Source organism: Chitinophaga sp., from assembly GCF_039596135.1.
Classification (GTDB): domain Bacteria; phylum Bacteroidota; class Bacteroidia; order Chitinophagales; family Chitinophagaceae; genus Chitinophaga.
Window position 1 is genome coordinate 74,938 of sequence record NZ_JBCNKH010000024.1, and the last position, 14,256, is coordinate 89,193.

General features: G+C 42.9%; 11 protein-coding genes, 1 tRNA gene and 1 pseudogene. 4 read left to right on the forward strand and 9 right to left on the reverse strand.

Features of this window, described 5'->3' with window-relative positions; genetic code table 11:
* Positions 1-29: 29 nt before the first annotated feature.
* From ABDW16_RS15885 to ABDW16_RS15895, 3 genes are all read right to left on the reverse strand, one after another.
* Positions 30-1,601, reverse strand: coding sequence for a glycoside hydrolase family 31 protein (locus ABDW16_RS15885; RefSeq protein ID WP_343670998.1), 1,572 nt, complete (start codon positions 1,599-1,601; stop codon positions 30-32).
* A 150-nt stretch (positions 1,602-1,751) separates the two neighbouring features.
* Positions 1,752-2,060, reverse strand: coding sequence for a hypothetical protein (locus tag ABDW16_RS15890; protein WP_343671000.1), 309 nt, complete (start codon positions 2,058-2,060; stop codon positions 1,752-1,754).
* Positions 2,061-2,124: 64 nt separating this feature from the next.
* A complete protein-coding gene (locus tag ABDW16_RS15895; RefSeq protein WP_343671001.1) occupies positions 2,125-2,865 on the reverse strand; it encodes a hypothetical protein in 741 nt (246 codons plus the stop codon).
* Positions 2,866-3,235: 370 nt separating this feature from the next.
* Here ABDW16_RS15895 and ABDW16_RS15900 point away from each other — a divergent pair, with 370 nt between their 5' ends.
* Positions 3,236-3,841: a hypothetical protein gene (locus ABDW16_RS15900; protein ID WP_343671002.1), complete on the forward strand. Its 606-nt coding sequence runs from the start codon at positions 3,236-3,238 to the stop codon at positions 3,839-3,841.
* Positions 3,842-4,435: 594 nt separating this feature from the next.
* On the opposite strand, the gene ABDW16_RS15905 is transcribed toward ABDW16_RS15900, so the two are convergent.
* Positions 4,436-5,734, reverse strand: coding sequence for a spondin domain-containing protein (locus tag ABDW16_RS15905; RefSeq protein ID WP_343671003.1), 1,299 nt, complete (start codon positions 5,732-5,734; stop codon positions 4,436-4,438).
* Between the two features lie 126 nt (positions 5,735-5,860).
* On the opposite strand from ABDW16_RS15905, the gene ABDW16_RS15910 reads away from it, so the two are divergent.
* Both ABDW16_RS15910 and ABDW16_RS15915 read left to right on the forward strand, forming a co-directional pair.
* A complete protein-coding gene (locus ABDW16_RS15910) occupies positions 5,861-6,571 on the forward strand; it encodes a response regulator transcription factor (protein WP_343671005.1) in 711 nt (236 codons plus the stop codon).
* The gene (locus tag ABDW16_RS15915) at positions 6,572-8,041 is read left to right on the forward strand and encodes a HAMP domain-containing sensor histidine kinase (protein WP_343671007.1); all 1,470 of its coding nucleotides are present in this window, start codon (positions 6,572-6,574) and stop codon (positions 8,039-8,041) included.
* An 80-nt stretch (positions 8,042-8,121) separates the two neighbouring features.
* Here the strand turns inward: ABDW16_RS15915 and ABDW16_RS15920 are convergent, their stop codons facing one another.
* The 3 genes from ABDW16_RS15920 to ABDW16_RS15930 all read right to left on the reverse strand — a co-directional run bounded on the left by ABDW16_RS15920 (position 8,122) and on the right by ABDW16_RS15930 (position 10,067).
* Complete coding sequence (locus tag ABDW16_RS15920; protein ID WP_343671009.1) at positions 8,122-8,730, reverse strand: hypothetical protein; 609 nt, start codon at positions 8,728-8,730, stop codon at positions 8,122-8,124.
* Between the two features lie 102 nt (positions 8,731-8,832).
* On the reverse strand, positions 8,833-9,660 hold the full coding sequence (locus ABDW16_RS15925; RefSeq protein WP_343671014.1) for a DNA-processing protein DprA: 828 nt from the start codon (positions 9,658-9,660) through the stop codon (positions 8,833-8,835).
* A 332-nt stretch (positions 9,661-9,992) separates the two neighbouring features.
* Positions 9,993-10,067: transfer RNA gene (locus tag ABDW16_RS15930), tRNA-Pro, on the reverse strand.
* A gap of 304 nt (positions 10,068-10,371) precedes the next feature.
* On the opposite strand from ABDW16_RS15930, the gene ABDW16_RS15935 reads away from it, so the two are divergent.
* Positions 10,372-12,702: a glycoside hydrolase family 2 TIM barrel-domain containing protein gene (locus ABDW16_RS15935; RefSeq protein ID WP_343671010.1), complete on the forward strand. Its 2,331-nt coding sequence runs from the start codon at positions 10,372-10,374 to the stop codon at positions 12,700-12,702.
* Here ABDW16_RS15935 and ABDW16_RS15940 read toward each other — a convergent pair whose 3' ends face one another.
* Positions 12,703-13,947 carry a multidrug effflux MFS transporter gene (locus tag ABDW16_RS15940; RefSeq protein ID WP_343671011.1) on the reverse strand — a complete coding sequence of 415 codons (1,245 nt, stop codon included), beginning with the start codon at positions 13,945-13,947 and terminating at the stop codon, positions 12,703-12,705.
* A gap of 93 nt (positions 13,948-14,040) precedes the next feature.
* A pseudogene (locus ABDW16_RS15945) lies at positions 14,041-14,256 on the reverse strand (hypothetical protein); the annotation flags it as partial.

Consider the following 14,256-nt stretch of genomic DNA (forward strand, 5'->3'; position numbering starts at 1 on the left):
TTTCTATTTAATCAATTCATATGGCATTCCTATTTAACCAACTCATACACTGGCAATCTATCCAAAGGCACTACCTGCTCAATCGTCTTTGGCCCCTTGAACACTTCCCCCTTATCACTTCTCCATTTTCCCTTCGGCAAAACAACAGACTGCTTCCCATCCTTTGCCATCACAGGCGCCACTAAATACCGCTCCCCCAGCATAAACTGCCCCTTCACCTCGGCAAATCCCTGACCAGGAAACGCATACTCCATACTTCTCACAATAGGCTCCCCACTGAATGCCGATGCCTTGGCCAGCTGCATAATATAAGGCGTATACTTTTCCCTGATCTCCACCGCCTTTTTAACTATTGCAAGATGCTCCTGGCTCAGCACCCGCCATGGCGCTACAGAAAACTGCATCATCGGCATCAAAGCAGAACACTGCGCAGAGCGCACTACCAGCTCCTCATCTAATTTATCTCGCCCTATAAAAGACCCATATTCGCCACCACCAATCATATCCGGACAAGTGAAATTATAACCCAATAATCCAGCAAGTGTAATATGAGGGATCAGTTTCTGTAAATCCACCCATGTATGCTGCTTATCTCTTAGCCTTTGCACAAGTGGCTCCCCAGCCATTTTCCACATAGCCCGGTATTCATTCAAAGCATAGCCTAAACCCATTTCACCCCACAACTGGCTATGATCATTAGGTATCGCCTTCCCATAAGAGATCGCATCCGATGGATAAAAATCAGCATCACCGGCATCAAATTTAAACCCATCCAGGTGATAAGTATGTACCATATAATCCAGTCGGCCCTTAAACCACTCCTTCGCTGCCGGATTGGTAAAATCTAATACCGCGCTATAGCCATTCCACCAGCTTAAAATAGCTGGGTTATTAGCATCTTTGTTCAATAGCAGTTTTTTACTTTGCAATTCTCTGAACACTTCTGTATCAGGAGAAATAAAAGGGCTTATCCACAACATCACTTTAAATCCCATTTTGTGCAGGCTATCGATCATGCCTGTGGCATTCTCAAATCTATCTTTTCTGAAATCAAAGCGACCGTAATAGTCTGCCCAGTTATCATCAATCATCAATACACCAGCAGGAAATCCATTGGCGATGATAGCCTTTGCATATTTAAGAATGTCAGCCTGGTTTTGGTTATATACCAGTTCAATCCATGTGTTATACTGAGGTCTGGACAAGAGCAGCGTATCAGGCAATTTTCCTTTTGCAGGAAAATGCTTTTTCGCAGCATTTACAAAAGCTTCTCTTAAGTTATGACCAAGGGAATCCAGTTCTACAGGCTGTGTAGCATGGGTAATTTCCAAAGCATCTCCTTTCACTGTAAAAGTGAATGGACCATCACTCCATATATACCTTCCACTGGTAGATAACAATAGCGGAGCCGCCTGGTTACCACCGGTATTCGCAAAGAGGTTAAATGTATAACCATCTTTAAGCGGCATTTGCTGACCTTCGGAGACAGCGCCGCCGTACCAGTGTTCGCCATTTTTAATTTGAATAGTTTTGGTTTGTGCAAATGTGCACTTGCAGATAGCGGTGATTAGAACAGTTGATAATACTTTTCCCCAGGGCATGATTTCGGTTGTTTTACCTTCTAAAATAACTTTATTTAAGGAGAGAGTTGTTACGCAACCGGTTGTGTGAATTTGTAGCGTATGCTGCCAGACAAAAAAAGGGTAGTATCACTACTACCCTTTTGAACTTAATAAAAGATTTAATTAATCTTACCACCCAAAGGAAATGTGAAAGCTTCCATCCACATAATCCTCTCTAACCTTGATGAACTTCTTCTTCATCCACTGCTTTGGGTTTTTTGAAACTAATTTCCAGTTAGGATGATCTCTGTACTTCAACTTTTCAGGTTTGTCTGTACCATCTTCACAATATTCCAGGTAGGAATAGCGAATATCCCAACAGGTGGTCCAGAAATTACCGTGCCATGGACATCTGCAACATCTTGCATATAAATTCTTGCTAACAAGATTATAGGTACGGCGATGCATTGTTTCCTTCAGGGATTTGTGATGTTTCATTTTGTAAAGTTTTAGCTTTACAAGGCATCAAACTTCTTCTTCATGGGTTCGGGTTTATTTTTTGTCAATCATATAAACTATCATAAATATCATCCCAATCCGCATTTTTGTCTTTAACAACACAATGCTTTAAATGTACATTGTAATATCTTTCTACTACTGCAAAAACCAACTCAGAAATTAATTCCTGCGCTACTTTTAACGGCATGGGGTCTTCAGGAGCCTCCTGTTTAGCAGTATGTGTAAAACGATCCAGTGTTGCTTTTGAAAAATCGAATGAGGTCAAAGCATCCCCTCTAGCAGCAATAAATGATTTTATTAGATTGTACCCCAGCAGCATACTTTTAAAATCCATTCCCTGACTAAAAGCCAACAACAAATCTCTTATAAAAACCTCAGCAGGGACTAATTTAAGCAAATGAGCCATTGGGTTTTCATCATCTTCTATACCTGGTTTATAAACAGAAAAATCAACATGGAGAGTTGCTGGAATATTACCAGCCCGTTGAACATTAGCAATACTAAATGTATTCAAATCAATTACCGTCGTTAGCGTGATTTTATTGACATTGTCCTTATTTTCAAAAAGCAAATAGGATAATCCATCTATAAACCTTACTAACTGGCGGGCTTGTGCATTCACCTCATCATCTGGTGTGGCGGATAAATATTCAGAACTAAATAAATACAGGGGCTGTCCGTCATTGAGAAAACACCATATCCTAAACCCTTTATCTACAAGGATTTCTGTTAATCCAACTATGTAATTATTAGCATAATCTATTTCAAATGCCCAATTTGCCATATAATTGAATTAATTAAATTATACCAAATGTAACAAAACCGGACGAGCCTTTTGCATAAATCATTTATACAATAAATGACAAATTTCATAGCCCGGGATGGAGGATCTCACCTCAAACACAATACACCGATCCCCGCCCCGTACAATTCGCCATTTGTTTTATTACCAGCAACAGCTGCTTGATCATGTTGTATAGCAACCTCACATTGGGAAAGTGTCTGGAACATCTCGTCTTCTTCCTTTGTAAGAGGCCATATGCATGTTAGTCCAGATGCTATCTGTAGTTCAGGAATAGCCTGTTAAATCTGACGAATTTGTGTTATTGTCAATTTGATGAACGCGTTATATCTTGTGTCCTTCAATACATTTTATGACCCAGATCTGGACTAATAACAACAAAGGGGACAAAATTATTGCATTCGCTAACAACACATTGTACAAAGCTAATCCCCCCAAAGATAAAGTATCATTGCTTGTTGCCTGTATGCAGGCCAACGATTTTTCTGATCCTGCGCTATTCAGATTACCACTTGACATTATCAGGGGAATCCAGTGGCAGGAAGGTAATGATTATATACAGGTATTTTTCAGCCGGGAATCAGAAGAGCACTTCACTATTAAGGATGACGCCATGCGGGAAGAGATATTCAATTACCTGAAAGCGCATATCCCAGGTGCCACCTATGGTATAGATAGATATGACGGGGTAAGAGCTGCCCGTAAGCCACTGGCAGGCCTCGCAGTTGTATGTGTGCTGCTTGTTTATACGATATATGTGATCTCTGAACTGAACAGTGGAGCAGAAGTGGTTACTTTCGGCCGTATAGGTGGATTAATAGTGGGTCTGATTTCATTGGGTTCTGTTAACGTTCTGCTGATCTATGGAGCGTTGATTGCTATCGCTGTTTTTTCTGTTTACAAAAAGATGAAGAATCCGCCGGTAGTACATGTCATCAGTCTGAGACGGGTTGTCTGAATTTAAACGTATTTATAGAAATACCTTTTTGCTGGGGCGCTGTTCACCAGATGGTAGACGCTCCATTGTACCCATTCCATTTTATCAACAAAACAAGCTTAAACATTTCATAAATCCCTCAATCAGCAGATCAGAAAACCGCTTAATTTTCCCAGTTCCAATTTTGTTATACGCATAATTAGGTAACAAATCTATGTTGTGCCTAAACCGGAAAAAGGAGATCAATTTCCTGATCTCCTTTTCCGGATTTTTTGTCGGGATGACCCGACACTTTTCGAACTTTTTAATTCATGATTTAAACAAAGTCAGGTATTTAATTCTACCTTTTTACACAACGTGCTGCAAAACTCCTGTCTATTTCTTACACGCGCTAGTGCATACATGCCCTTTTTCTCCATGTGCATACACATGTTTACCACTATCATGACACGCCTGGGTGCATACGTGGTCTTTCATCTTCATTTTCTTCTCTGTCTTAGTTTTTGGAGCTTCCTGCTTTTTGTCTTGTGCCACAGTCACCAAAGATAATTGGGCGAGCATAAGCGTTGCGATAAACATTTTAAGGATTGATTTCATGTTAATGTATTTTTATTGTTATTGAAGCGTTACCTTAATAATATTGCTGATAGCCGGCAATGTCGTAAACCCGTTCGGGTTGGGAACAGCAGCTATTACCTTCGATTCTGTTAACGGAGTGCCTGCCAGGTTAAACTGTGTGATGCCAGCCCCGGGAAACTGGTTCACGGCAGTTCCATCATCAAACAATCCGATTGTGGATGAGAGGTCGCCTTTCTGCGTAGCATCCCAATCATTGCCTGAAGTAGCAAAGAACCAGTCATTAGAAAAACCGTACATCGTGGCAATAGCAATCCTGTCACCTTTTACCACAGATAATTGTTGAGTTACACTTCCACCCGCAGCGCCATCAATCCGGGGTAATAAAACCGTGTTAGTAGGATCTTTAAGCACATATACAGATTTAACTCCTTGTTTCGTTTTCAGCGCTGCCGCCAGTGCATCAGCACTCCCTTTCTGTGCCAGATCTTTTAAGCCCTCGCCACGATCATTTTCCCCAATCATAAAGAATGGATTTTGCGGACCATTATATACAACTACCAATACAGGCGACAGCGGTGTAAAAATGCCCGTTTTGCTCATCAGGTAAGTGTTCAGCACAGAGTTGTCACCCATTTCAGCAATATTGGTAAGACCATTGGCTGACAATTTGCCCGCCGAGTAGATCGCTTCCGGCAATAACTGATTTCCGCCTGCTACGTAAGAGATGGTCCATACACCTGGACTGAAAGGCGTTTCATTGGTTGTACCTCCCGATATATTGCTGATTGTAACCGTGAACATAGAATTCCCGTTATACGTCAGCAATACCTGCATCAGTTTTGAAGCAGCCAGGTAGGCATTGCCATAATCATCTGTACCGCTCACCTCCTTAATATTCTTAGGTGCCATTTCGGCCGTGCCAGGATGAACAACTGCCGAACCCGGCACCTGATTTACCCTGGTACCATTATCCCACAACTTTATCTGGTCAGATACATCCCCGGTAATGGGGGTACCATCGTCGTTGTACAATCGGATGCCCGGATTATCCGGCGCAAAAAACAGATCATTGCTCCAGCCATACATTGTAGCAAAAGTGAGCCGCTGGTTTTTAGCTGCAGAAAAAGTAAAACTGGTGGATTGACCCGGTAAAATAACGGGTGGTGTGCCGGTTCCCTGAAAGGTACCGGTTTCAACCAATGGTTTGCTATCCAGCACATTCTCAATACTAATGGTAGTTGACTGGGCCGATGGCATATCATCATCTTTCTTACAGGCAGCCAGCGTCAATACAGAAGCAAATAAATAACACGTTTTCAACAGGTTGTAATTCATTTTGGGTATATTTTAGTACCACAAAACAAATGAAATGGTATCCCACAGGTATTTCAGAATTGTAACAAAAGTATCACAGTGACAATTCCTGTGTTTTATTTAGCAACTTTGTCATAATCGTTGATTATGGAAAACAAAACTGTATTGATTATTGAAGATGATCATAACATAGTGGAACTGCTCCGCATACATTTGTATGACCTGGGTTGCAGAGTTGCCACCGAAAGCGATGGCTTGAAAGGACTGGCATCTGCAAAGGAAGGCCATTTTAACCTGATCATACTCGATATTACATTACCTGGACTGAATGGCATGGAAGTTTGCCGGAAGCTAAGACAAACCGACCGGCAAACGCCTATTCTGATGCTTACCGCCCGAAGTGAAGAAATTGATAAGGTGATGGGACTGGAAACCGGCGCTGATGACTATCTCACCAAACCATTCAGCATTCGGGAATTTATTGCCCGGGTAAAAGTCATCTTTCGCAGAAACGAAGATTTTTCAGCTGAAGCCGCTACTGCCACTGTCTCCCCGGTCATAGCCTACAACGGATTGGAAATCGATCTGGATAAAAGGAAGGTAACCCTTCACAACAACCGCGTAGATCTATCACCAAAAGAATTTGAACTGATTACCCTCCTGGCCTCCAATCCCGGCAAAAGCTATAGCAGAAAACGGCTGCTGAACCTTGTTTGGGGCTACGATTTTGAAGGTTATGAACATACGGTGAACAGTCACATCAATCGCCTGCGGGCAAAGATTGAAGCCGATGTATCGAAACCTCAGTTTATACTAACCACCTGGGGCGTAGGCTACAGGTTTAACGAGGAACTATAAATGTCAGTAAGAACTATAAAAGGCAACCTTTTGTTCTGGAAAATCACAATTGTGTTTACCGCATTATTAATCATGCTGGGAGTAGTATTCGTGGGCATTGCCTCAAATTTTTCCAGAACTTATTATACCTCCGCACAGCAGGAGTTAAATGGTGATATCGCACAGCACCTCGCTTCATTTACCCAGCCCTTTAAAAATGGCCAACCAGATACCAGTGTCACACATGACATCATTCATAGTACCATGGTGGCCAACCCAATCGTGGAGGTTTATTTGCTGGATACGGCAGGTAATATCAAAGACTATGTGGTGCCAGATAAAACAGTGCAGATACACCGGGTAAATATCAAAAAGGTACATCAATGGCTCGCCGCAGACAGAATGCAACGCCCCATGGGTGACAATCCCAAACAACCCGGTGAGCCCAGTATATTTTCTGCAGCACCGGTTTATGAAAAAGGAAAGTTAGTAGGGTATGTATACGCGGTGCTGGCAAGTGAAAAACAAAAAGCTATCCTGCAGTCGCTGGATAATAACTTATACCTGCGTCTTGCCAGCTATATGTTTTATGCCGCACTCATTGTAGCATTTATAGTAGGGGTAGTTACGTTTTTCCTGATTACTGATAGCATCTGCCGGATTGCAGGAGTGGTAAAGCGATTTAAAGAAGGTGATTACACGGCGCGTATAGAAGGATATGTAAAAGGAAATCTGGGAATGCTTACCTCTACCTTTAACGAAATGGCAGACGTAATCGTGGATAACATTGAAAGGATCTCTGCAACTGACAAATTCAGACAGGAATTAATTGCTAACATTTCACACGATCTTCGCACCCCTTTATCTATTATGCAGGGATATGTCGAAACACTGATGATGAAAAAGAATGAGCTGACAGACACAGACACCGAAAAATACCTGACGATCGTATATGACAGTAATCGTAAGCTTTCCGTACTGGTAGAACAACTCTTTCAATATGCCAAACTGGAAGCTAACCTGATAACACCTGATAAAGAACTATTCCAAATCGCCGAGCTGGCAGCAGATGTAATGATGGCTTATCAGTTGCAGGCAAAAGATAAACAAATCCGCCTTGTTTTTTATGCACCCGATAACTTACCACTGGTATTTGCAGATATTTCGCTCACCGAGCGTGTATTACAAAATCTACTGGACAATGCATTTAAATTTACATCTGCCGGAGGGACCATTGCTATTCATTTAACTGAAACCAATGCTGGTGTAAAGATAACTGTATCAGATACAGGTGTGGGTATTTCGTCTGAAGATCTGGCTAATATTTTTGAACGCTATAAACAATCACAACCTCGCTTCGAAACCGCAAAAGGCATGGGCATTGGTCTGGCAATCGTAAAAAAAATTCTGGAATTACATCAGACAGTGATTACAGTTGCCAGCGAGCCTGGCAAGAGCACTACTTTTAATTTTGAATTACAGACTATATGAAAATTGCCAGAGGGCGTATCAGGACGGAAGAAAGGGGACTGATTTTATTGAATTTACACTACATAGGTAGACCTACTCAATTATTTTTTCACAAGTGTGTCTGCCAGATTTATTGTTTGATCCTGTTGTTTAATAAACCCTTCAAGCTTTCCTGTATTGGGCATGTTATCCTTTTGGTATTTTTCAATAACAGGCAGGGTCTTTACAATTTTCAAAACTGTATGAAGGTCAGAAATTTTCATTTCTTTTTGTCCAATAGTTTTCAATAATCCGCTGTGCTTGGCAATTCGGGAATTGTATTTTGTCAGATTGCTGGCAACTAAAAGTTTCATTTCGTTCCTCAATAACGAGTCGCTAATTTCTGAAACCCTAAAGTCTATTGATCTGAAATATGATTGTATCTTCCCATTAAATTTGTCAAATGACGCTGTTGAGTCACCCTTACTGCTATTGAGGTCATCAATCATTGCTTCAAGTCTCTTCAGCTCATCATCCTTACTGACAAGTTCATTATAAAGGCCTTCTACTAAATCATCACCACGTCGTCCTTTTGAAATCATCTCAAAAGCGCTTTTGTCCTCCAGCGCTTTTGGGCCCTCTTGTATAGGCTTGTCCTGTGTACGGTTATTGTGACAGGCAGCAAGTGTAAACACTAAAAATATGGATAGGAATATTTTCTTTGTCATCATAGGATACAGCCTTTTTCCGGTTTTTTTGTCGGGATGAGCGGACACTTTTCGAACTATTTTATCAATGATTTACTCATTCTGGTAACAATATATAATAAAACTCTATGGAACTGTCTCAACATTTTTAGACAAGCACCAAACATATCCTAACGATTCCTCTATCTTTACCACTGCATCTTCTTTCATTGCTATGTCTATCCATGCATCAACTTGCTTGGGAGTCAAGTGTAATGTATCTACAATTTCAGTTTTAGCAACTGGTTTATTTTTAAAATTATTAAACCAAAGAGCAACAAATAATTTAAAAAAATCTAAATCGGTTAATTTGATTTGCATAGTTTCTTTAGCACGTTCAGAAATATCCCTCTCAACCAGAAGTGTTCTTTTATCTTCAGGAACTCTACTTGTTTCCTTTGCTTCACCTGAGAATAAAGTAAGCTCTTCTTTAGGTTGCCAGGCTTGAACTAAATCTGCAATTTGCATACTTTTATTCTCTGGTATCCACCTGCCTCCAAGTTTCACTATCTCCTGATTACCCTTCTCTGTAGATGGATAAACCCAAATAGGCACCCATTTATTTTTAAGATTTTCCTTTGCACCTTCCCATGTACCTCCTTTTATATCAGCTTTTACAACAATTGTAGCTTCTGACAGCGCATAAATTAACTTATTACGCCCCATTGCATTTCCTGCATTAAAACTAGCTTCAGGATTATAAGGAGAAATCAGAACAAGTTTATTACTGCCAATATAATTTCTATATTCAGGACTCGTTGACTTCTTAATTAAAGAATCAGCTAAAATACCTACGCAGATTCCTCCAGCAGCAAGCAAACCAATCATCACCGCCTCATCAACACCTTTTGCGCCACCAGATACAATACCAAAATTCTCCAAAGAAATATCCTGACCGATTTTTGTTAACCTTATTGTTAAAAACCTGTGCCAGAAGGTTTACTATTGCTTTCTGAGCATTGGGAAATAAATGTGCCTCGGGTTCTTCAATGTAAATAGTCGTCCCTATTGGATTGAAATATACACTATTTAATATTCTTAAGATAACTATTAAAGGTAGCGTCTCCTGATGTCCTTCTTCCCAGTCCCTTGCGGGCCAATAAGAATATTGATAGGCTTAAACTCAAAGTCCATCTCCCGCAAAATTTTGAATGCTGATTTTTTCCATACGTCCGGATTCTAACAAACCAAATATACCAAAAACAAAAAGGAGATCAATTTCTTGATCTCCTTTTCCCGGTTTTTTGTCGGGGCGGCAAGATTCGAACTTGCGACCTCCTGCTCCCAAAGCAGGCGCGATAACCGGACTACGCTACGCCCCGTGCGCCCTTTTTCTCTCTTTCTTCACTACCATTCTTCGTCGTTGGGGATGCAAAGATAGGAATTGTTCAATTCATTCCAAATATTTTTTAAAAAATCTTAGAAAAAATTTTTCACCCCTCTCTTTTTACCACCAATTTGTTCGAGTGTTCTATACTCTTTCTATACTGTTTCTATACTCTTTGTTCGACCGTTCTATACTCTTTGTATACTCTTTCTTCGCCGCTAGTTCGCCGCTAGTTCGCTCCTTCTTCGATTAAACCCTTTCCCCAATTTTTTATACTTTTACCCCAATCCTATGAAAAAATGAACGCCAAATTATTCCTCCACCTATTCTTATCCACCTGCCTCCTGGCAGCCACCACCTCCTTTGCCCAAAAACCAGAAGCCATCCGCCTCTCCCAAAGAGAAATCCGCTTCGACAATAACTGGCTCTTCCAAAAAGACTCCCTAAAAAAAACCGTTCAGCTCCCCCACGACTGGAGCATCGAAGACCTCCCTAACCAAAACGACAGCACCATCATTGGCCCCTTCTACAAATACAGCCCCGGTAAAGAACAAAGCGCCTATACCGTAGGCGGCACCGCCTGGTACAAAAAATCATTCACCCTCCCTGACCTAAACAACCATCAAATCCACATCCGCTTCGACGGCGTCTACATGAACAGCGACGTTTGGATCAACGGCCACCACCTCGGCAATCACCCTTATGGCTATACTCCCTTTACCTACGACCTGACTCCCTACCTCTCCCCAGCAGGAAAAGTCAACACCATCGAGGTAAAAGTAAAAAATGAAGGTCTCAACTCCCGCTGGTACACCGGCTCCGGCATCTACCGCCATGTATACCTGCTCAACCTGCCCACCCAACACCTGGATGTGGAAAACATCGCCATCATCACCAAACAGGATACCATTCACGTCAATACCACCATCCCCACAGGAACTAATATGCACCTCCGCCTCCTCGACGCCTCCAACACCGTCGTGGCAGAATCCAATACTAACTTCCTGACTACCACCAACCTCCAACGCTGGTCTCCAGACCATCCATATCGCTATAAAACCGAAATAAGCCTCCAAAAAGACAATATTACCCTCGATAAGGTAATCATTTCGACCGGCATCAGAGAAGTCAAAATTGACCCTAAGACCGGCCTTTTAATCAATGGTACCCACACCCTCCTCAGGGGTGCCTGCATACACCACGACAATGGCCTCCTCGGCACCGCCGCCTTTGACCGCGCCGAAGAAAGGAAAATCGTACTCTTAAAAGAAAATGGTTTCAACGCCATCCGTACCGCCCACAACCCTCCCTCACCAAGGTTTTTAGAAGTCTGCGACAGCCTCGGCATGCTCGTTATCGACGAAGCCTTCGATACCTGGGAAGATGAAAAAACACCTTTCGACTACTCCCGCTACTTCCGCGATCATCATACAAAAGACCTCGAATCCATGATCCGTCGCGACAGAAACCACCCCGCCGTCATTATGTGGAGCATTGGCAATGAAATTCCTGAAAGAGCTGAATTCAGAGGAGTCCTTATTACCAAAGAGCTCATCGCTACCATCCAATCTCTCGATACCACCCGCCTCATCACCGCCGCCTTTAACAATTTTGGCCGTGGCTCCCTCAAATGGGAAGATGCAGACGCCCCCCTCGCCCTCCTGGACGTAGCTGGGTACAATTACATGTGGGGCAATTATTTCCTCGACAAAAAGAGAGTACCCGGCCGGATCATGATGGGTACCGAAACCACCCCACGGGATCTGCAAAACGCCTGGAATCATGTAGAAGGGTTAAACTGGATCATCGGTGACTTTGTCTGGTCAGGAATGGACTACCTTGGCGAAGCAGGTATCGGCCACTCCATTCACGCCAGCCAGGACAGTGCACGCCTTACCTGGCCATGGTTCAATGCATGGTGCGGAGACCTCGACATTACCGGTGAGAAAAAGCCACAATCCTATTACAGAGACGTGGTATGGAGAAGGAGCCCTATCGAAATACTCGTACACTCACCAGATACCACAAATGAAAAAACCAGTTTCTGGGGCTGGCCGGATGAACTCCCCCGCTGGTCATATCCTGAACATGTAAGAAAGCCCCTGAAGGTAAAAGTCTTTACCAGGGGGAATTACGTAAAACTGGAACAAAACGGAGAAGTACTCGCTACAAAAGAAACCGCCACAGACCTGACTGCTACCTTCGAAGTAATGGTCAAACCAGGAACGATCGTAGCCAATGCTCTGGATAGAAATAAAAAGCCGATAGGTGTAAGGTACCTGGTGTCTACTTCCGAACCTGCTGCCATTGCATTACATGCAGATACCTCCATCATTCATGCAGACTCCGAATCACTGTCATATATCAACGTAGCCGTAATGGATGCGGAAGGGAACGTAGTACCTTACGCCGACCTTAAATTGAATATCAAAATTACGGGTCCCGCTGTACTGGCTGGCGCAGGTAGTGGTTGTCCAAATAGAATGGCCAGTTTTCAGCAGCCAACCCTTACCACCTTCAGAGGCAAAGGATTGATTATCCTGCGGAATACCGGCCATAAGGGGAAAATAAAAGTAGAAGTAACCGGCGATAACCTGAAGGCAGGATATACTACCGTGAGCGTTAAATAACTAATGTGTCACTATCGCATCATCTCCCTCATGCATCACTATCGGATGCTTGATCTGCCTGCGCCCAATCACCAGCAATAACACCGATGTTATTGCAGTTCCTGCCATTATCATTACCATGGGCAATGCCGTGTGACTATCAAACAAACTCACGCCTACTGACGCCAATGCCCCTACGCCCATCTGCGTAGCCCCCATCAGCGCCGCTGCACTACCCGCATGCTTCTTAAAAGGTGCTATTGACAACGCAGATGTATTGGGATTCGCAAACCCCACACAACTCAAAAATATAAATAACAATACTATCACCTGTGGCAACTGATACCACCCCTGGTATTCTCCTATCACAAATAACACCCCGGTCAATGCCTGCGCCACAACCGCCACCTTTACCACCTGGTCACTCCTGTAATGGCGCAACACCCAGCTATTCACCTGGCTGGACCCTATCAATCCCACCGACAATCCCGCAAAGATCCACCCATACACCGTTTTATCCAGGTGAAATATCTCCATAAATACCACCGGAGAACCAGACACATAAGCGAACAATCCCGCAAATGCAAATGAACCCGATAAGGTATACGTATAAAACTGCGGCTCTTTGATCACCGCCAAAAAGTTACTGATAATAGGTCCTGGTTTTAAAGACATATTCACATCCGGCTCATAACTCTCAGGTAATAAGAAAATACTCGCCAGTAATATCAATACCCCCAATCCACCTAAGATGATGAACACTGCATGCCAGCCTAAAGCCAACGTAACATACCCACCTATAGTAGGTGCAATCATAGGAGAAGCCCCTACCACCAGCATCAGCAATGCAAATACCCGGGCATTCTGCTCCACCGGAAATAAATCCCTGACCATCGCAATAGCTGTTACCGCCGCCGCACAACTACCTATCGCCTGAAAGAAACGTAATATCACCAACCCCTGCAGGCTGTGCACCAATGTACACCCTGCAGATGTTAAGATATAAAGACAAAGCCCACAATACAACGGTTTTTTACGACCAAAACGGTCTAAGAGTGGTCCGTATAATAACTGCCCGGCAGAGATGCCGATAAAATAACTCGATAGGGAAAGGCCGACTTCTGCCGTAGTTACGCCCAGGTCTTTTGCAATGGAGTCAAAGCCCGGAAGATACATATCAATAGAAAAGGGTCCTAATGCTGTCAATGATCCTAATATAAAAATGAGAAGGGTTTTCCCGCGCGACGAGGATTCCAATGTTTGCATAGCTCGTGATTAAATCACGAAATTAAAAACCTTTCAGCGAAAAAAAGCTTTTACCATTGGCAAAAGCTTTCTTCATTGAATCGTAGGAAAATACTATTTAAAAAATCCTCCCGCCGTTGTCATCGCCTCTACCCATATCCCACATCCCTTCGGCAACACAAACTCACTCACGCCCACTCTATTCACCCTCGGGTTCCAATCATACGTATATCCCATCCTCGTCCATGGATAGTGCGCGCCTCCCGGCGCCAGCGGCTGAAAATAAGAAGATATAATATACCCGTTGAACCACGCCTTATACTCCTCCGA